Genomic DNA, 19,593 nt, shown 5'->3' with positions numbered 1-19,593 from the left:
AAGGTCTTATCAGCTGCCGTAACGCGTAACCCTGCACTGATAACCCTCCATTGCTGGAGAGATTGCAAGTGAAGCATGAGTAAGGCTACTACTCACCAGGGATACTTAATAAAAGAGTTCTTTACAGCACCTTAAACCTAGCATGGCAAAGGAACGCTCTTTTCTAAGATATGCGAAACAATTTCACCGCCTCTCCAGAGGCGGCTGAATTCTAACAAAAAAATGATCGTTGTAAATGACTAAATCATTTTATTTGGGACAAAAAAACACAAACAAGACGTTTAGCGTTTGTCCGTACATATTGCTGATAATTGTTATTACTGCCCGGGTGCAGCCGGGATAATGGAGAAATATATGCTGAGCCTCGATTGTGTTCCCATCTCTACTTATTGCAAAGAGACTGGCGAAACCCCGGATGCCATCAACAAACGAGTACAACGTGGAGTATGGCGTGAAGGGGTTCAGGTGCTAAAGGTCGACGGCGTTAAGGAAAGATGGATTGATCTTAGTGAGGTTGCAAAATGGGCACGACAGAATCGTCTAAGCTCCCGCGCGGCGTAACCATCAGGAAACACCGCAACGGCGAAACCATCAATATTACTTTCACTTATAAAGGGGTTAAATGCCGTGAGCCCCTTTCTAATCTGGACGTAAACCCTAAAAACATCAAATACGCCGAGCGCACACTCGGCGAAATCCACAACAAGATCGAAAGGGGAACATTTGTTTATGCGGAATACTTTCCCCGTTCTACGCGGTTAAAAATTTTCGGCAACGCTGCCGCAGGCAAAACGGTGAAGATGTACCTGGACGAGTATCTGGTGATATGCGAAACGAGGAAACTATCCCCTTCAACAATTGGCGGATATAAGAAGTGCCGAAGCGCGCTGTCATCACTTCATATTTTTCCCGCAAGTGAGTTGACGCCGGCCGCATTGAAGACATGGATCCAGAGCCAGAAAACAACATTGAAGACTATTCGAAACCAACTTTCCTTCCTACGCTCAGCTTTGGATGAAGCGGTGACGGATGGTGTGCTTCAGATTAACCCTGTCTCACTGGTAACCGCCTCACGATACCAAAGTGATAAATCAGAGGCAGAAAGTAGTTATGTGGTTGATCCGCTATCACCAGCAGAAGTTGATGCTTTACTCGCTGCGGCAGGAAACAAGCAATGGGAAAATCTTTTCCGGTTCGCTATACAAACAGGCCTACGTAGTTCTGAACTATGTGCTCTTCGCTGGCGTGATATAGACTTCGTTGGAAAGACCGCTCATGTTCAGAGTGCCAGTGTTGTTGGTGTGATCAAAGGGACCAAAACAAAAGCAGGTACCCGAAAAGTAGAACTGACAGATGATGCTTTGACAGCGCTAGTAAGCCAGAAAACGTTCACTTTTATGAAAGATGAAACGATCTTCGAAGACCCAAAGAGTAATAAACCATGGGCCAGTGCTGACGCAATTAGAAAAAAAGCATGGGTGCCGACATTGCGTAAAGCAGGCATCAGGTATCGAAATCCTTATCAGACGCGACACACTTTTGCCACCCGCCACATCAGTCAGGGAGTTAATCTATTTTGGTTGGCTACCCAAATGGGACACAAGGGTCCAGAAATGTTATTCCGGCACTATGGTTCATATCTTAAAGACTATGATAACTCTACATCAATAAATCATTTGCATAATCATAATTAATATTTAATAATCCCCGCATTTAAATAAATCGGGGATTTAAAATTGACTTCAATAACCTTCGACAAATTAATTACATACATATCTTCAGTTGGAACTTTCATTTCAGCACTTGCTGCATTATATGCAATATGGTTAACGATATTTCAACGAAGGCTTTCATATAAACCAAGTATAGTTGTAGATACCTTACATATCAAAATGAAAGTCAAAGATTTTAAAGGTTTTGATGTTAAAATATTACAAGCCCCTCACCTTCCACCAGCAAAGTTTTCAAACATAGGTTTAGGTGCAGCCATTTCAATTAGGTATTATTGGGATTTCAATTATAAAAAAAACATAAATACATATTCTGATTTATTTTTAAAAAAATTCAAAAGAAAAGACCCTTCATTTACCACAAACTTTCAATATGGAATGTTTAAAATAAAAAAAGAAAGTTCATCACATATGTACAATACCTTTTCAAAACCTAGTGAAATTAATTTTTCATTACCTTACAGTATAGATAAAAAATCAAAAGATATTTCTGTGCCTACCGCTGCAATCCACATCCTATTGAATATTGCATATCTATCACACAGACTTGAATTATTTAGCTCTTCATCATTTACTGGTCCAAGGTTAGTTATTGAGTATCAGGATATAGAGGGAAAAATAAAAAAAGTCGCTTGGGATACTAAATTGGAGTGTGGAATGACTCTATCCCGTGGAGATGATATGGAGGCAGATTTTGCACTACGGTTTATACCTGTACCCGAGAAATGGACTACAAAAGGACTAGAGAAGATACGCAAAAGCGCCGCAACAATCACGAATAAATAAAAATATAACAATAACAGTTAGTTAAATATTTTCGGACACGGGTTCAACTCCCGCCAGCTCCACCAAAATTCTCCATCGGTGATTACCAGAGTCATCCGATGAAGTCCTAAGAGCCCGCACGGCGTAAGCCCTGCGGGCTTTTTTGTGTCTGCAATAGTCCGAGAACATCCGGCTAAATCCAGACAAAATTGGTACACGTTTAGGTACACGCTATACTGTAGTCCATTAAACGTGTACCAATTATGGACGAAATCCAGGCATGGCGCGCATTACACGCCCCCTCACTAACAACAAAATTCTCAAAGCGAAACCCCGTGAAAAAGACTTCACCCTGCATGATGGTGATGGCCTGTTCTTACTCGTCAAAACCTCCGGTAAAAAACTCTGGCGCTTCCGCTATCAACGCCCCGTCAGGGGTAGCCGAACCGATTTAAGCCTCGGCTCATACCCTGCCCTTACTCTCGCAGCAGCTCGTCAGTTCCGCGACCAATATTTGGTTACGCTCGCGCAGGGGATGGATCCACAACATAGAAATAATCCAAAGCAAGCTATGAATAGCCAGACGGCAAATGCTGCGCTAAAAAGAGCTGGCTGGAATGGGAAGTTGGTTGCTCACGGCTTACGCTCTATAGCTAGCACGACACTCAATGAAAAAGGATTTAATCCAGACGTCATTGAAGCAGCACTAGCTCATACTGATAAGAATGAAGTAAGAAGAGCATACAATCGCTCTGTCTATTTGCAACAAAGAGTAGAACTGATGCAGTGGTGGGGGAATTTTGTAGACAATAAAAGAAATTGAAGCAACCTCATCCCTTAGTGTGTGCATTGCTGCTCTTGAGCGTCATAGGGTAGCTAAGGTTACGTGTAACTTACCTACCGTAATCAGCCCTAGTATATCGAAAAATCGTGTAGGGCATATTGGTTGCTTTGACAAAAGCTTAGCAATTCAATAGGCTTTTTTCAATTGTTTTTTTTCTAAGAAATTCAAAAGATCGACATTACTCCAGTCCACAAACCAAGGATTTGCTACAGAATAACTTATAAAACTATCTATTTCATTATTGTTAGGAGTAGCTTCTTGCAATTCTTTTAGAATTGACTTCAACCATATTTTTTTCCATTTTAAATCAATATACGGGCAGGACATAACATCCAAAAAAAGCATTGCCTTTTCACTATAATCTAAAATATTATCACTTGACATTAACTTTGAATTTATAACGTCAATAATATTATTCTTAAGTGAATCATAAACCTTTTTATCTTTCACAATATACAGACAGGACACTATGTCAAAATAGGAATCAACTTCACTAAAAACATCCTCAACCAACTGCTTTGATAGGTATCTATCTTGATCTAACTCTCCAATAACATACATAATATTATATGCTTCAAGACTGACTAAATTATCAATGGTTTTTTTTCCATTTTTAGCAGATTTAAGAAAGTCTTCAATTTCAAAATAAATATATGATGCAATAAGATCACTATAAGATGGAACTTTAGCCTTAAAATATCTTAGGGTTACTATAAGTATTGATGCTAGCTTATATGATGAACTAACAGAAGGTGCAACTCTGAAAAAAAATAATGAAATATGAAGCAAAACATACACTACATTATATATATCTTTATCTTCTACTTGATTAACTGAAGAAGTTAATCTTTTAATTCTTTCAAAAATAGCAGACACAATATAAGAGGAAACCTCACCATATCCTGATTTTCTTTCGGAACATATAATTTTAACCTCATCTATAAACTTGTTTGCTAATTTCCTATTATTGTATATAGGCTTAGCAATTAATTTCATTTCATCGTCATATGAAAGAAATGAATCAATAAAAGCATTCATCCTTTGATTGACATGATGAATAATTTGCGTTTTTGCTGTGATAAAAGGCCGACTGTTTTTTGTTACCTTACCCAAATTCACATGCATATTATATTCATTTAATTTATCAGCATAAACCTTATATATTATTTCGGCGTTAACTTCATTCTTGGAAAATATAAAAACATCATCAACATAACGACGAATATCATAGTCGACACCTTTGCTCAAGGGCGTATCAATATTCCTTAACTTAAATTGAACATTCAAATCTATTTTTTGAAATATAATCTCAGCGAATACACGACTAATTTCCGGACCAATTATCACACCATGAGTTTCGTTAAAATTGCAACGTTGCATTAATTTATCGAATGCATCACCAAAATTTAATGATTTATTAGCCAACATGCCTTTAGTGAAAGTTTTAGTTTTTGTAGCCCATGAAATTGAATGAGTATAGATACTATCAAAACATTTTGAAACGTCTAATGTATATAACGTATTATATTTACGCTCAAGGTCAATAAAATCATTAGACATAAAAAATTTATACAAGCGATCATAACCTTGATAGCCAAAATATGATGAAGCATGCCGAGTCAATAGTTCGTTTTTGTCAGTATCAACAGGCCCTCTCTTATATAAGTTCTTATCTTCCAGCAAATTTTTATAGTAATAAGTACTTGCAACCTTTACTGGTCTCCGAATAGAAAAATCACTCTTAGAACAGAAATTAATCATCACTTGATTAAAGTGGAGATAAAAATCTCGCATTTCAATCTGAGATATGGGGTGTGGGAAAGCTAATCGCCGAAACTCTGTCTCATTTTTATTAATTTTAAAGACATAGGGAATCGTATACCTGCCTTTCTTTTTTTTACCTAGAATAACTCTTTGAGTCAATAACTTAGCTATGTCATTGGCCGTTTGGTATTTTACTACATTGTTATAAAAACCATCATTGGACACTATTATAGGTGTTTCATAAGGTATAGTTTCAGTTACCAGAACCCTATTAAAATCTTTTTTGTTAACTCTTACTTCCTTCTTTTTAGACATATTTCCAACACCTTTGAATTCTCATCATTTTTGAAGCGGAATAATGAAAGAAATGACGCTTTTCATGGCCTCTAACAAAACTAATTTTAAGCAAGCGATATTTTTTGTATTGATTTAAGTTCGTATGAAAATCAAAAAAAACTTTACCATTGGACGATAATACAGCTTTTCTTAAAAACAAATCCAGTTCAGCAAGACGCTTTGAAGTTCTGGCATCAATAAGAGGATAATTATAATGAATGCCAGACAATCGTTTTAATACTCTACCAGAGTCTAAAATACTAAAGTTAGTAGACAGAAACTTTAGCCTTTCACATAGCAACTCAAAATCTTTAGTTTTATTATAATCAATAATAGAATAAATTATTCTGCTTTTTATTTTATTAGCCTTTGCATGTGCAAGATCAACTTCAATTAATCTATAAAACCCTCTTATATTGCACTCTTCTATTTTATCTCCAACACTGAAATCGTATCCTAAATACTCAAAGGTTAACAATTTCGTGGGTGATTCGGTATTTTTTTTCTTAGCAGACTTTGGAATCAAATCGCTAATGTAATACTTTTTCCCTTCATTAAAGCTCAGTCCCGGTGGAAGGATAGATTTTACATTCTCTATAAAAGCATTACTATCCTCAAAACCACTAGTAACAATAACGATATCATCTACATACCTAGCATAATAAAATACAGACTTATCATCTTTCAGATGATTATCGAAATCATGCATTAGTAACTCTGCTAAGTATGCACTTATTGATAATCCCCTTGGTATTCCTTCGCCACCAGTCAGATAGAATGAATAAAGAAACTCCTTTAAGAGTTGCTTCGTTTTCATTTCCAACCGTTCTAACTCATCAATTTTTTTAAAAATATAGTCTTTATTAAAAGACTCATAAAATGAATGTATATCCAATCTATATACTTTATACTGTGAGCATTCCGATAAAAATACATTTAATGTATCAACAATCATTGTTCGAGAGGGCAATTTCAATTGATACAAATTAGATAAATTACTTTCAACTTTCCTCAAGACCAAAGTATCAGCTAACTCGTCGGCCCAATATACTTTTTTCCCTCTTAAAACTGATGATCGTAAATTATACCCCAAGAACCCATTATTAAATCTCTCGATTGCAGCTCGAATGGTTTTTTCTCTAACGCTGTCTAGACTTAATGCTCTATTTTTCTGGAAATCCTCAGGCTTAAAGCATCGTGATAGTGTCCGCGGATTGAAAGACTGATCATACATACAATCGTCCTGATTTTAGTTTTATTTAATCTTAATATTGCCTCCGAGAACAATTCCTTTCAAGCCCTTTGGCACGCAATACTCTCCCCGCCACGCCTGCCCGCTTCGTGGGGCGCTTTTAATGCAGGTGCATGAAGGGGCTCAGGCCGCGCCAGTGCTGGTGCGACAGGGTGTGGAAAATTCAGGGTTTTGCATGCAAAGCCATGCAGCGTAGGCATGCATGGCTATTTTTATTAAAAAGACTGGTATTTTCGGGGCGTTTTTTGCGGGTCTGCGTGGCCTGTCGACGCATGAAAATCTGACTCTGTTCAGGCGTATATTTTGCCCGGTTGTCGTCTCTCGATGCTCTGTCTGGCCGGAAACCGATGGTTGTCAGAATGTCGCGACCATCCTCTGCGTAATCAATATTTCCTCCGCGGGCTACATGAACGGCCAGCGCGTCGCCGCTTACCTGCATAAAGGCGTGGAGCTGACGCCGGATACTGATACGCTGTACGGCCTCATGTGACCGGATGTACTGCCCAGCCGACTGATTTACCGCCCATTTTTTCAGGTCAATATCATCTCGCAGCGCTTGTGCGGCCTCCGGTTCATAACGGGTGCAGATCAGCCCCAGCTCTTTCAGCGCCATTTCAGCCCGCGCCAGTGCAGACTTGCTGCTTATCCAGTCCGATTTATTCTTCTGACAGGTTTCAAAGGCCTGTTCCAGTAATGCTCGTGCCATTATCTTTTCTCCTGAATCAGTGGCGCAGCGATGAGCGGGCGCGGTCCAGAATTCGGGGTGGTGTTTCTGGTGCTGTCTGTGGCGGTTCGAGCTTTTCTTCTGCCGGTGGCCGTATCACCTCGTCAATAGACTCAATGTGGAATCCCCCCACCCGTAGACAAATTATGTCCTCATGACAAAGCCTGTTCGAAGGCCTCCGGACTGACGTCGCCGAGATGGCTGTGACGCCGGGCCCGGTTGTAGAACGCTTTTGATGTATTCGCAACTAAAAAGCCCTCCGCGTATGCTGAGGGCTTTTTGCACCGGTCATGTCATTACCCTGGGATCCAGGACAATGACCCAATAAACAGATTTTCCAGAGAATAAAAGCAACTAACGTTCGCTGATAACCATAATCATCAAACTCATTCCCCTATTTATCCGCAGGATAATCGCGGTTAATCCATGCGTGGTCATCTTCCCAGGTGAACATCCATTGACGCACCGGACCGGCCATCACGTTCAGGTAGTAACTGTCATAGCCTGCCAGGGTGGCCACCGGATGATAGCCCTTCGGCACCATCACCACATCGCGGTTGTAGACTGCCATACACTCATCGAGCGTCCGGTCGTCGGTATACACCCGCTGCATGCAGAACCCCTGATCCGGGTTGAGGCGATGGTAGTACGTCTCCTCAAGATAGGTTTCCTGTGGGGGATTGTCGGTATCGTGCTTATGGCTCGGGTACGAACTGGTGCATCCCTCATTGGTCCAGACCTCGACCACCAGCAGGCTGTCGGCAGGTTTGTCTTGCGGCAGAATGTTATGCACATAGCGCTGGTTATTTCCCTTGCCGCGCGCTTCACCGTCGATATCCTGCGGGGCGATCAGTCGTGTCGGGTACGTACCCTTCCCCGGTGCAGCGCACACCGCCAGCTCAAGCGTCGTCAGCGCGGTGACCTGTACAGCCTCCTGAGAGGTCACGTAAACCGCCCACGGCTTGATGCGCTCAAAGGGACTCATACGCTCGCCGATGTCGGTAAACGTTGCCCCTGGCGTACTGATGGTCGCGCGTCCGGCCACCAGCACCAGACAACGTTCTTCGCTGACGGCGGGCAGCGTCAACTGCTGCCCCTCCGCCAGTTCATACGCCTCAAAGCCCACATATCCCCAGCCCGCCCCTTCCGGCGTCACCGACTGGGTACGCCCTTGCACGTTCGGCGGCTGCCAGGGTGATAATAAACGTGACATGTCGCCTCCTCAGATAAGCCCGGCATCCCGCGCCAGACGGCTAAGATTGTTATAGCCCAGACGTGCATAGGTCAGCGGATGCGCAATAGCCGGATCCTGCTCTGCCTCCACCACCAGCCAACCCTGATACTGATTTGCCTTTAGCAGCGCCATTATCGGCGGGTAGTCCACGCAACCGTCGCCTGGCACGGTGAAGACGCCGCTCAATACCGCGTCGAGGAAGCTGGTTTTACGGTTTTTCACGTCGGCCAGCACGTCGGCCCGCACATCTTTGCAGTGAACATGATTAATACGTGATGCCCAGCGCTGCGCCACCGCCAGCGGGTCTGCACCGGCAAATGTCAGATGGCCGGTATCCAGCAGCAATCCCACCTCATTGCCAGTATGCGTCATCAGATTATCCACATCCTCAGCGGACTCAATCACTGTCCCCATATGGTGATGATAGGCAATCTGTACGCCCTGCTGCTGGGTATAGCGGGCAAACTCGGTCAGCTTCTCGCCGTATTCCTGCCAGCGCTCCTGCGGGAATCGCGGACGCAGATGAACCGGCGTCTGCTGCTCGCCATGAATACAGCCGCTCACTTCAGCGAACACCAGCACCTTCGCACCCAGCTCACGTAGCAGCGTCAGGTGTGACTGCACGGCGGCAATTTCCTCCTCCACACTGCGCTCCAGCAGGCGACCGGAATACCAGCCAGAAACCAGCTGCAGGTCGTGGCGTTGCAGGATCGGCCCCAGCAAGCGCGCTTCACGCGGGAATTTATTACCCAGCTCGAACCCGGCAAACCCGGCCTCTTTGCCTTCGCTCAGACAGGTATCAAGCGAAGTCTCAGCGCCAAGTGAAGGAAGATCGTCGTTGGTCCATGTCAGTGGATTAATGCCTAATTGTACCGTCATTCTCTTCTCCTGAATTATGCGTGTCCGCGCTCGCGCCACCAGGCGATAAGCTGCAGGTAGTTGTCCCGAATACGCGCCACCAGCTGCGCATCGTCGATATCGTGTTTCAGCCAGGCGCGGGAGGCATCGCCAAATAATGTCCGTCCCACGGCAAACCCTTTCACCAGCGCCTGACCCGCAGCGGCTTTGAAATCAGCACGGAGCTGATCGGCCGGCGCATCAAGCCCTAAAATGACTACCCCACGGCAGTGCGGATCGCGACGTGCAATGATCTCGCTCAGCGCCGTCCAGCCCACAGAAGAGAGCGGCGGTAGCTTCCACCAGTCGGGGTAAATCCCCAGGTTATAAAAGCGGGAAATGGCGCGCAGATAGAGCTCATCGCTGCGTGGCATGCTGGCGGGCAGGATCACTTCCAGCAGCAGTTCATGCCCGGACTGGCAGCAAGCGTGGTACACCTCCGCGACTTTTTGCTCCTGCTCCAGACGCAGGGCGTGAGCATCTTCCGGATGGAAAAAGACCAGGCATTTCACCACGTGTTCCTGCGGCCAACTGATCAGCTGCGTGCCGATATTGCCGTGCTCCATCTCCAGCGGACGCGAGCCCGGCAGTTCGATGGGGCGGCCTATCCACCACCCTTCACCGGTGATGGCATTCAGCGCATCCTGACCAAACGTGCCGTCGCACAACAGCCCGGCTTTGCCATCCAGCCCGGCGCAACTCGCCGCTTCCCGGCTGGCCTGTAAGATCAGCTGTTTTAGTGCCGGGATGCGTTTTAGCGAAGCGCCACACTGCAAGGCCATCTCTTCAAGCTGGCTGCGGTGATCGAAGGCCATCACGCACAGTTCTGGCCATTCCCGACGACGCGTGGTGACGCGGTGCAGATGGTTAAGACGCGGGTCGATATCCGGGCGTGGCACCGTGTCAGCCCGAGATAAATAATCATCCAGCTCCAGTTTGCTCGGCATGGCCGGGGCGCAACCGTGGCGCGATACCACCAGTGCGCCGCAGGCGTTAGCATAGCGACAGGCCTGCTCCCAGCCTTCATCGTTAAGGTAGCCACGCAGCAGGCCGGACATAAACGCATCACCCGCGCCCAGCACATTGAGCACCTCCACGCGCACGCCGGTCACCGTCAGGCCGTCATCCAGCCGCGGTGGAATGGCGTCGGTATATACCGAACAGCCGAGCGCCCCACGTTTGCAGACCAGCGTCGCCTTACTCACTGCCCGTACCTGTGCCAGCGCCTGCAGCGTTTCGGTGCTGCCACCGGCAATATGAAACTCCTCCTCAGTGCCGACAATCACGTCAAAAAGATGCAGTACGTCCTGCAACTGACGCGTTACCTGCTCGGCGGCAATAAAACGGGTTTCGCCGTCGCCTAATGAGGTCAGCCCCCATAGCACCGGGCGATAGTCGATATCCAATGCCGTACGCACGCCGTGACGGCGGGCATATTCGAGCGCGGTCAGCACCGCGTCGCGGGTTTGCGGGTGAGAAAGATGGGTCCCGGTGATGGCCAGACAGCGGGCAGACGCGATGTACTGTTCATCTACATCGCTGGCGACAATGGCCATATCTGCGCAGTTGTCACGGTAAAAAATGAGAGGAAAGGTGTCCCGGTCTTTAATGCCAAGTAGCACCAGCGCCGTCAGGCGTTCTTTATCCGTTATCAGGTGGCTGGTATCGCATCCTACCTGGTGTAATTCTTCGCGCAGAAAACGGCCCATATGCTCGTCACCCACGCGTGCCAGCATTGACGAGCGCAGCCCCTGGCGCGCCGTACCGTAAGCCACATTACCTGACGAGCCACCAAGGTATTTAGCAAAACTGGAAACATCCTCCAGACGCGCACCAATCTGCTGACTGTAGAGGTCAACCGCTACGCGGCCCATGCATATCACATCAAACTGCTTTTCCACGTTGATACCTCTTCAGACAATATCGTTCACGTTCAGCCAGCGGCCTTCCCGGTGTGAGAGCGCAATGGCGTCCAGCACGCGCGACACCTTCCAGCCCTCTTCGAAGTCCGGCCACATCGGCACATCGGCGGCGATGCCGTCGACCAGATCACGCACTTCCACTGTTTTCTGGTCGTTAAAGCCGATACCGTGCCCCGCTCCCAGGCAAAATGCGGCATAGTCCGGATGCGCAGGCCCCACCAGCAGCGTACGAAATCCCTGGCGATTCACCGGATCGTCATGCAGATAGAGCTTCAGCTCCGCCATACGCTCCTGGGTAAAACTGATGGTCCCTTTGGTCCCGGTTATCACATACGAAAGGCCCATTTTGCGCCCGCAGGCGACGCGAGAAGTTTCAATCACGCCCTGTGCACCGCCCGCAAAACGCACCATCGCGTGCGCCTGATCTTCGTTTTCCACCGCCACCTTTTGCGATGAACCGGCCTGCGCCGGGCGTTCCGGCACCACAATTTTCAAATCACCGCAGACCTGCTGAATATCACCGACCAGATACTGGGCCATATTGACGATATGCGCAGCCAGATCGCCGAGCGCTCCCAGCCCTGCGGTCTCTTTAAAGCAGTGCCAGTGAATGGGCGAAAGTGGGTCGGCCATATAGTCTTCGTTGTGGGTGCCGTAGAAGTGGATCACCTCGCCAATCTCACCGCGTTCGACGATCTCTTTCGCCAGCTTCGCCGTCGGGTTTTTCATGTAATTAAACCCCACCAGCGTTTTCACCCCGGCCCGCTTCGCCGCCTCAACCATCTCGTAGGCGTCATGCGCATTGAGCGCCAGCGGCTTTTCCGAGTAGACGTGCTTGCCGTGGCGAATCGCCTCCAGCGCCATCTCTTTGTGCAAATGATTGGGTGAACAAATATCCACTACATCAATGGCCGGGTCGGCCACCAGCGCGCGCCAGTCCCCGGTTGAACGGTTAAAGCCAAACGCCTGCGCCCGCTGCGCCGCCAGCTCCGGCGTAACTTCGGCGACCATTTCGCGCACCAGCTTGCCGCGCAGGTCGAACACCGTCGGCGCCTGGGCATAGGCAATGGCGTGCGCCCTGCCGATATACCCGGTGCCAATCAATCCAATGCGTACCTCTTTCATTATTTATCCCTCACAATGCGCCGCGACGGCTCTTGGCATAGGTGTCGAACGCCACCGCCAGAACGATAATTAACCCGGTAATAATTTGCTGGTAGTAAGCCGAGACGTTCATCAGGACCAGGCCGTTAATCAGAATACCCATGATGATTGAGCCGATAATGGTGCCGCCGATCCGCCCGTATCCGCCCATTAACGACGTTCCGCCGATCACCACCGAGGCGATAACGCGCAGCTCAAACGAGATCCCGGCCACCGCCTCCGCGCTGCCCAACCTCGCGCTAAGAATGAAGCCCGCCAGCCCGGCAAGACAGCCAATCAGCACATAGACGCTCACCAGTACCCGTTTGACGTTGACCCCCGCCAGACGCGCCGCTTCCGGGTTGCCGCCAATGGCGTACACAAAGCGACCCCAGCGGGTTTTATGCAGCGCCAGATAGCCGCCGATAGCCACCAGTGCGAAGATCCAGATAGGAATGGAAATGCCGAGCAGTTCGCCACGTCCCCACCAGCGGTAGCCCGCATCGAAACCGGCGATCGGCGCTCCGTCGTTTACCACCAGCGTCAGGCCGCGCCAGATGGTCATCCCACCGAGGGTGACGATAAACGGCGGCAGGCGCAGGCGAGTCACGCCAAGCCCGTGCAGAAAGCCAATCGCAGTCCCCATCGCGAGGCAAATCCCCAGCCCAACCAGCCAGCTCAGGCCGCCCCAGGCGTTCGGGTCAACGGTGGTAAAGTTGTCGCCCTTAATCACATACGCGGCGGTCATGGCGCAGACCGCGAGAATGGACCCCACCGACAGGTCGATCCCGGCGGTCAGAATGACAAAGGTCATCCCCACGGCCATGATCCCGTAGATCGACACTTCGGTCAGAATGTTGAAAATATTACGTTCAGAGAGAAAATTGCTGTTCTGCAACTGGAAGAAAATCAGCAGCAGGATCATAAAAATCAGCACGCCGAAGCGCTCAAAAAAGGCGATGGGATCGAGGCGTCCGGCACGTTTACCCGGAACCTGCGTTTTAGAAATCATCTGCGTCATGAGAAACTCCGTTATGCCGCGTTCAGGGCGTTGTGGTTGATGGCCATCATCGTCATCAGCCGCTCGTCGTTGGCGTCATCGCCGTGGATCTCGCCGGTCACACGACCTTCACTCAGGGTGATTATCCGGTCGGAAACCGCCATTACTTCAGGCAGATCGGAGGAGATAACAATCACCGCCACGCCCTTTTTCGCCATTTCAAACAGCACCTGATGCACCTCTGATTTAGTGCCGACATCAATGCCACGCGTCGGCTCATCGACGATCAGCACGCGGGGATTGAGCGCCATGCAGCGCGCCAGAATCACTTTTTGCTGGTTGCCACCGGAGAGCTTGCGCACTTCCTGGGCGCTGTTGACCATTTTGATCTGCAGCGCCTGGCGATAAGCCTCAATCAGCGCATCCTCTTTGCGGGTGTTGACGAACCAGCGCCAATGCAACAGAGAAGAGAGGCTGGAGAGCGACAGGTTGTCGCGAATCGACAACCCCAGCACCGCGCCCTCTTTTTTGCGATCTTCAGGGACCATCGCCACGCCCTGATCCAGGGCATACAGCGGATCGCGCGGCAGGTACGGCACGCCATCCAGTTCAAAGGTGCCAGAGGTAAAAGCGTCGGCACCAAACAGACAGCGCGCGACTTCAGTGCGCCCGGCGCCCACCAGCCCGGCAATGCCTAACACTTCTCCGGCATGGACGTGAAAGCTGATGTCATGCAGCGCAATGCCGTGCGGATCCAGCGGCGGTTTTACACGGCTTAGTCCCTTGATCGCCAGGCGGACAGGTTTGTCCTGATGATGGGTTTCACTCGGCGGGCGACGGTTAAACGCCACGTCACGCCCAACCATCAGGCGGATCAGCTGTTCTACCGTGGTCTGGGCAACCTCGCCGCTGCCGGTAAAGCGGCCATCCTGGAAAACGGTGAACCGATCGCAGAGTTGGAACACTTCGTGTAGACGGTGGGTGACATAAATAATGCTCACGCCGCGGCTTTTAAGCTCCCGCACCACCCGATGCAGGCTTTCCACTTCGCTGTCGCTCAGTGCGGCAGAAGGCTCATCCATGATGATCAGCTTCGCATTGAGGGTCAGCGCACGGGCAATTTCCACCATTTGTTGTTGTGCCACGCTCAGGCGGGCCACTGCGGTGGTTGGCGCCACGTTCAACTGCAGATAATCCAGAATCACCTGCGCTTCCTGATTCACCGCCTTTTCATCAACAATCAGATTGCGTTTGCGCGGTTCACGTCCGAGGAACATATTCTCGGCGACGGTCATATTCGGCAGCAGGTTAAATTCCTGATAGATAGTGATAATGCCCTTGTTCTGCCGCTCAACGGGGGAATCATCCACCGGCAACGTTTCACCGTTGAACCAGATATCACCGCGAGTTTGCGGCTGCGCGCCCGCCAGCGCCTTCAGCAAGGTCGATTTTCCTGCGCCGTTTTCACCCAGCAGCGCGTGAATCTCACCTGCCCCAACGGTCAATTGCGCGCTGCTCAGCGCCCAGACACCGGAAAAACTTTTTGCCAGGTCGGTCACATTCAGTAAGGGTTGCGACATCAGCCTGCTCCTCCTTTAGAGTGAGCCCCCGTAACGGCGGCTCCAGATATACACAAAATCATTCAAGCTGCATCAAGGCGGCAAGTCTGAGAATCCCCAGGAGCTTACTCAAGTAAGTGACTGGGGTGAGCAGATGCAGCCAACACAGAGGCAGCTTGAAGGATGACGTGTATAAATTAGTTACCGGCCTCGTTAATACGCTCAGCCTGCTGCAGGGTCTCTTTGGTGATAAGCGTTGGCGGATAGTCCGCGCCGGTGATCGGCTTCTTCTCACGCACGTTGGCGACCAGCTGGCTCATCGCCGTGGTGACCGCAAAGCCAGGACGCTGATCCGCCGTCACCGCCATCCAGCCATCACGCACACGCGCCAGCGCTTCCGGCACCGCATCGAAGCCCGTTACCAGCACTTCACCGGGTTTCATCCCCTGGGCTTGCAGCGCTTCAATGGCCCCCAGCGCCATGTCGTCGTTAGCGGAGAGGATCACCTGCGGACGTTTCGGCAACGAAGGCAGTACGCTCTCAACAATGCGCATCCCTTCAGAACGCATCCAGTTACCCGTCTGATCGGCGACGATCTTGTACTTTTCGCCACCCGCTTTCAGGCTGTCGCGAATACCCTTGGTCCGTTCAATGTTGGAAGACGATCCCGGCTGGCCGGTGAGCAGAATAATGTCCGCCCCTTCAGGGAATTTGGTTTTCACAAAGTCGCCAATCACCTGGCCACCTTTGTAGTTGTTGGCACCGAAGTGCGGCACTTTCTTCTGGCTGTCAACGGAGCGGTCAAGCGTGACAACCGGCAGTTTTGCATCCTGGATTTCATCTACCGCGCTGGAGACGGCGTTAACATCATTGGGGGAGACGATAAATCCCTGCGCCCCACGGGTGATGGCGTTTTCCAGGTCAGCGACCTGCTTCGGCGAGCTACCCTGCCCGTCAAGAACCTGTAGATTTACGCCCATCTCTTTTGCGGCTTTCACCGCCGTACGCTGCATGTGGACTTCAAACGGCATCGCCAGGTTTGGCGTACTGAACACGATCTGTTCGTTTTCAGCCATTGCTGTCCCGGAGGTCATGGCGATGAGGACAGCTAAGATCAGTTTTTTCATTATTATGTCTCTCTGTGTAGGGGGGTTGGGTATAACAATCAGAGGAGAACTTCACGCTGGCTGTGCAGGGATTCCAGCGCTTTATCCGCGAGGTACAGCGCACGCTCACCGTCATCACCGCTGCAATCCGGAACCGCTTCGCCACGCAGCACGGCCACAAAATGTTCCCATTCCGCGGCATAAGCTGATTTGTAGCGTTGCAGGAAGAAATGTTCCGGCAGGGCACTGGTGCAGCCGGTCTTGCCATAGTGCTGCACCTGATTTTCCAGAATGTTGCCCGCGCACAGCAGCCCTTCAGAGCCGTGCAGCTCCAGGCGCTGGTCATAACCGTAAGCAGAGCGGCGGCTGTTGACGATGGTCGCCATCGCGCCAGAGGCATATTTCAGGACGATAAACGCGGTATCGATGTCCCCGGCTTCACCAATCGCCGGGTCGACCAGGTTGCTGCCCTGGGCGTATACCGAGACCGGCTCTTCTCCCATGATAAAACGCGCCATATCAAAATCATGGATAGTCATATCTCGGAACATCCCGCCGGACACACGGACATATTCAGCCGGCGGCGGTGACGGGTCGCGGGAAATGATCAGCAGGGATTCCGGCTTACCGATACGCCCGGCCAGCACATCCGTTTTCACGCGGCGAAACTGCGGATCGAAGCGGCGGTTAAAACCGATAAACAGCGGTACGTCGTACTCTTTGACCACTTTCAGGCAATCGCGAACGCGGGCCAGGTCCAGATGTACCGGTTTCTCGCAGAAGATGGCCTTACCGTGACGGGCAGCCAGTTCAATCAGATCCGCGTGGGTATCTGTGGCGGAGGCGATCAGCACGGCATGAACATTCGGATCAGTCATCGCCTCATCCAGGCTCTGCAGACGGGCCTGATATTGCGAGGCAAGACGGGTGGCAAATTCCTGATTCGGGTCGACAACGGACCAGAGTGTGGTGGCACTGTGACTGGCAATGTTAGCTGCATGTACCTGGCCAATTCGGCCAGCGCCCAGTAAAGCAATGTTAAACATAACGGCTCCCGGTGTTGGTGAATGCGATGAACTAACGACACTACAAATAAAACATTTATTTCATTTTTATAAATAGTGAAAATTATGTTTTTGGGTGCGGGTTAACACTTTTGAGATAAGTGAGACAAAATCTGTTATCAATATCACAACATCGACGGGTGCCAGATAGGGACATTCGCCCTCTTCCGGTCGGGAAGAGGGCGACGTGTGAAAAACCAGGAGAAATGAAATGAAAATTTCGTTATGGCGGATTGCCGGATGGCGGTGCTAATGCCTTATCCGGCCGTTAACCATAGTCCGTAGGCCGGGTAAGCGCAGCGCCATCCGGCATGACTCTACCTCAGTACTGACGGGCGTTTTTCAGCTGCGTTAGCGTCTGTTCTGCGGCCTGGCGTACCGCAGGTGATTCAGCCATCTGCGCATCGCCGGTTCGCCACCATGAGGCGTAATCATGGGTCATAGTTTTCGGCAGTACTTTGATGTCCAGCAGCGTCGGGCCGGGATGCGCACGTGATGCCGCCAGCGCCGCCAGCAGGCTTTGCTCATCATGAACCTTCCACGCACGACAGCCGTAGCTTTCGGCATTTTGGGCAAAATCGACCTTCACCAGCGGCCCGTCCAGCCGCCCGGTTTGCGGGTTGCGATGGCGGTTTTCGGTGGCAAAACTGCCCATCCCATGGCCCATCTGCAGATTGTTAATGCAGCCAAAGCTGGCATTATCAAACAGCAGAATGGTGACTTTTATGCCCTCCTGCACGGCGGTCTGCAGCTCAGAGTGCAGCATCATGTACGAACCATCGCCCACCATGGCGTACACCGGCTGCTGTGGTTTTGCCAGCCTGGCCCCGACGGCGGCGGCAATCTCGTACCCCATACAGGAATAGCCGTATTCCAGGTGATAGCTGTCCGGCGTTTTAACTTGCCAGAGTCGCTGTAAATCCCCCGGTAACGAACCGGCCGCGCCCACCACAATGGCGTTATCTTCAATATGCTGGTTGATAAGCCCCAGTACCCGCGTCTGGGTCAGGCGGGTGTTGAGCGTGTCGCCATATTCCGCCAGTTGTGCATCAAGATGCCCTGCCACTTCGGGCGCATCATCAGGATGCCAGTCGCGCGTCCATAAACGCTGGCACTCTTCGCGCCAGGCCGATTGCGCGACAGCAATCTCTTCTCCCCAACGGCTACGATACGCCGTCATGGCCTGCGTTAACGCGGTCAACCCGGTTTGGGCATCGGCAATCAGCGCGGTAGCATCCAGCTTTAAAGCGTCAAATTCCGCCACGTTCAGCAGCAGAAATTCCACGTCCGGGTGCGAGAACAAGGCTTTCGAACCGGTGGTAAAGTCGGTGAGACGTGTGCCAATGCCAATAACCAGATCGGCCTGGGTTGCCAGTTGATTCGCCGCCATACCTCCCGTCACGCCGATACCGCCCAGGTTAAGTGGGTGGTCACTTACCAGCGCGCCCTTTCCGGCCTGGGTTTCAGCAAACGGCAGATGCAGCGTCTCGACAAACGTACGAAACGCCTCATGTGCGCCGGCGTAACGCACGCCACCACCGCACACCACCAGCGGGCGCTGTTTACGCGCAATCAGCGCCCGGGCCCTCTCCAGACGCTGAGGGTCAGGCGGTCGGCGTTCAATGTAGTGAACACGGCGCGCGAAGAAGCTAAGCGGATACTCCCAGACCTCACCCTGCACATCCTGCGGCAGGCAAATCGTCACTGCGCCAGTATCTGCGGGGTCAGTAAGTGTTCGCATCGCACTTAACATTGCGCTCATTAACTGCTCTGGACGGTTAATACGATCCCAGTAACGAGAGACCGGACGGAAGCAGTCGTTGGTGCTGATGCTAAGATCATGATACTGCTCAATCTGCTGCAATACCGGGTCCGGCTGGCGGCTGGCGTAAACATCCCCCGGCAACAGCAGCAGCGGAATGCGGTTCGCCGTGGCGGTCGCCGCCGCCGTCACCATATTGGCCGCTCCGGGACCTACCGACGATGTCACGGCCCAAATACGCTGTCGGCGATGCTGTTTGGCGAACCCTGTCGCCATATGCGCAATTCCCTGCTCATTACATCCCTGCATCACCTTCAGATGCCCGGCATCCTGCTCCAGCGCCTGGCCGATTCCGAGCACATTACCGTGACCAAAGATGGTCGCCACGCCCTCCACGAAGGGCGTTTCATGTCCATCAACGCAGACATACTGTTGATTGAGGAATTTGACCAGCGCCTGGGCCATGGTCATACGTTCGGTTTGCATAGCGC

Annotated in this window: 15 protein-coding genes and 1 pseudogene; 4 read left to right on the top strand and 12 right to left on the bottom strand. The window is 50.4% G+C overall.

Features of this window, described 5'->3' with window-relative positions; genetic code table 11:
• Positions 1-354 precede the first annotated feature (354 nt).
• From IB214_RS05490 to IB214_RS05475, 4 genes are all read left to right on the top strand, one after another.
• Entirely contained in the window at positions 355-561 is a 207-nt protein-coding gene (locus tag IB214_RS05490; RefSeq protein WP_024135505.1) for a hypothetical protein, read from the top strand.
• A complete protein-coding gene (locus tag IB214_RS05485) occupies positions 522-1,694 on the top strand; it encodes a site-specific integrase (protein ID WP_117343965.1) in 1,173 nt (390 codons plus the stop codon). Before IB214_RS05490 ends, IB214_RS05485 begins: the two co-directional genes overlap by 40 nt.
• Before the next feature lie 42 nt (positions 1,695-1,736).
• On the top strand, positions 1,737-2,516 hold the full coding sequence (locus IB214_RS05480; RefSeq protein WP_135953093.1) for a hypothetical protein: 780 nt from the start codon (positions 1,737-1,739) through the stop codon (positions 2,514-2,516).
• 259 nt (positions 2,517-2,775) lie between these two features.
• Positions 2,776-3,318, top strand: coding sequence for an integrase arm-type DNA-binding domain-containing protein (locus IB214_RS05475; protein ID WP_117343230.1), 543 nt, complete (start codon positions 2,776-2,778; stop codon positions 3,316-3,318).
• Positions 3,319-3,465: 147 nt separating this feature from the next.
• Here IB214_RS05475 and drt3b read toward each other — a convergent pair whose 3' ends face one another.
• The 12 genes and pseudogenes from drt3b to iolD all read right to left on the bottom strand — a co-directional run bounded on the left by drt3b (position 3,466) and on the right by iolD (position 19,588).
• Entirely contained in the window at positions 3,466-5,418 is a 1,953-nt protein-coding gene (gene drt3b, locus IB214_RS05470) for an antiviral reverse transcriptase Drt3b (RefSeq protein ID WP_117343229.1), read from the bottom strand.
• On the bottom strand, positions 5,411-6,673 hold the full coding sequence (gene drt3a / locus IB214_RS05465) for an antiviral reverse transcriptase Drt3a (protein ID WP_117343228.1): 1,263 nt from the start codon (positions 6,671-6,673) through the stop codon (positions 5,411-5,413). The genes drt3b and drt3a overlap by 8 nt, the downstream gene beginning before the upstream one ends.
• A 259-nt stretch (positions 6,674-6,932) precedes the next feature.
• Positions 6,933-7,397: pseudogene (locus IB214_RS05460) on the bottom strand (phage polarity suppression protein); the annotation flags it as partial.
• Positions 7,398-7,809: 412 nt separating this feature from the next.
• Positions 7,810-8,628 (bottom strand): 5-deoxy-glucuronate isomerase, encoded by an 819-nt coding sequence (gene iolB, locus IB214_RS05455; RefSeq protein ID WP_117343227.1) that lies wholly within the window; start codon positions 8,626-8,628, stop codon positions 7,810-7,812.
• 9 nt (positions 8,629-8,637) lie between these two features.
• On the bottom strand, positions 8,638-9,528 hold the full coding sequence (gene iolE / locus IB214_RS05450; RefSeq protein WP_096756056.1) for a myo-inosose-2 dehydratase: 891 nt from the start codon (positions 9,526-9,528) through the stop codon (positions 8,638-8,640).
• A gap of 14 nt (positions 9,529-9,542) precedes the next feature.
• Positions 9,543-11,447 carry a 5-dehydro-2-deoxygluconokinase gene (gene iolC, locus IB214_RS05445; protein WP_117343226.1) on the bottom strand — a complete coding sequence of 635 codons (1,905 nt, stop codon included), beginning with the start codon at positions 11,445-11,447 and terminating at the stop codon, positions 9,543-9,545.
• 12 nt (positions 11,448-11,459) lie between these two features.
• Complete coding sequence (locus tag IB214_RS05440) at positions 11,460-12,593, bottom strand: Gfo/Idh/MocA family oxidoreductase (RefSeq protein ID WP_117343225.1); 1,134 nt, start codon at positions 12,591-12,593, stop codon at positions 11,460-11,462.
• A 10-nt stretch (positions 12,594-12,603) separates the two neighbouring features.
• Positions 12,604-13,632 carry an ABC transporter permease gene (locus tag IB214_RS05435; RefSeq protein ID WP_096756053.1) on the bottom strand — a complete coding sequence of 343 codons (1,029 nt, stop codon included), beginning with the start codon at positions 13,630-13,632 and terminating at the stop codon, positions 12,604-12,606.
• A gap of 11 nt (positions 13,633-13,643) precedes the next feature.
• Entirely contained in the window at positions 13,644-15,191 is a 1,548-nt protein-coding gene (locus tag IB214_RS05430) for a sugar ABC transporter ATP-binding protein (RefSeq protein ID WP_096756052.1), read from the bottom strand.
• 176 nt (positions 15,192-15,367) lie between these two features.
• Positions 15,368-16,297, bottom strand: a complete 930-nt coding sequence (locus tag IB214_RS05425; RefSeq protein WP_096756051.1) for a substrate-binding domain-containing protein — start codon at positions 16,295-16,297, stop codon at positions 15,368-15,370.
• A gap of 38 nt (positions 16,298-16,335) precedes the next feature.
• Positions 16,336-17,322: an inositol 2-dehydrogenase gene (gene iolG / locus IB214_RS05420; RefSeq protein WP_096756050.1), complete on the bottom strand. Its 987-nt coding sequence runs from the start codon at positions 17,320-17,322 to the stop codon at positions 16,336-16,338.
• A gap of 340 nt (positions 17,323-17,662) precedes the next feature.
• Complete coding sequence (gene iolD / locus IB214_RS05415) at positions 17,663-19,588, bottom strand: 3D-(3,5/4)-trihydroxycyclohexane-1,2-dione acylhydrolase (decyclizing) (RefSeq protein ID WP_117343224.1); 1,926 nt, start codon at positions 19,586-19,588, stop codon at positions 17,663-17,665.
• Between the last annotated feature and the right edge of the window lie 5 nt (positions 19,589-19,593).

Source organism: Citrobacter sp. C1 (assembly GCF_014596895.2).
Classification (GTDB): Bacteria; Pseudomonadota; Gammaproteobacteria; order Enterobacterales; family Enterobacteriaceae; genus Citrobacter; species Citrobacter gillenii.
Note: the sequence above shows the minus strand (reverse complement) of the source record. Positions and strands in the feature narration are given on the sequence as shown.

Excerpts from the sequence above, each read along its gene's own strand:
- IB214_RS05490 (WP_024135505.1), top strand. The coding sequence starts at position 355 with ATGCTGAGCCTCGATTGTGTTCCCATCTCTACTTATTGCAAAGAGACT.
- IB214_RS05485 (WP_117343965.1), top strand. The coding sequence starts at position 522 with ATGGGCACGACAGAATCGTCTAAGCTCCCGCGCGGCGTAACCATCAGG.
- IB214_RS05475 (WP_117343230.1), top strand. The coding sequence starts at position 2,776 with ATGGCGCGCATTACACGCCCCCTCACTAACAACAAAATTCTCAAAGCG.
- drt3b (WP_117343229.1), bottom strand. The coding sequence starts at position 5,418 with ATGTCTAAAAAGAAGGAAGTAAGAGTTAACAAAAAAGATTTTAATAGG.
- drt3a (WP_117343228.1), bottom strand. The coding sequence starts at position 6,673 with ATGTATGATCAGTCTTTCAATCCGCGGACACTATCACGATGCTTTAAG.
- iolB (WP_117343227.1), bottom strand. The coding sequence starts at position 8,628 with ATGTCACGTTTATTATCACCCTGGCAGCCGCCGAACGTGCAAGGGCGT.
- iolE (WP_096756056.1), bottom strand. The coding sequence starts at position 9,528 with ATGACGGTACAATTAGGCATTAATCCACTGACATGGACCAACGACGAT.
- IB214_RS05440 (WP_117343225.1), bottom strand. The coding sequence starts at position 12,593 with ATGAAAGAGGTACGCATTGGATTGATTGGCACCGGGTATATCGGCAGG.
- IB214_RS05435 (WP_096756053.1), bottom strand. The coding sequence starts at position 13,632 with ATGACGCAGATGATTTCTAAAACGCAGGTTCCGGGTAAACGTGCCGGA.
- IB214_RS05430 (WP_096756052.1), bottom strand. The coding sequence starts at position 15,191 with ATGTCGCAACCCTTACTGAATGTGACCGACCTGGCAAAAAGTTTTTCC.
- IB214_RS05425 (WP_096756051.1), bottom strand. The coding sequence starts at position 16,297 with ATGAAAAAACTGATCTTAGCTGTCCTCATCGCCATGACCTCCGGGACA.
- iolG (WP_096756050.1), bottom strand. The coding sequence starts at position 17,322 with ATGTTTAACATTGCTTTACTGGGCGCTGGCCGAATTGGCCAGGTACAT.
- iolD (WP_117343224.1), bottom strand. The coding sequence starts at position 19,588 with ATGCAAACCGAACGTATGACCATGGCCCAGGCGCTGGTCAAATTCCTC.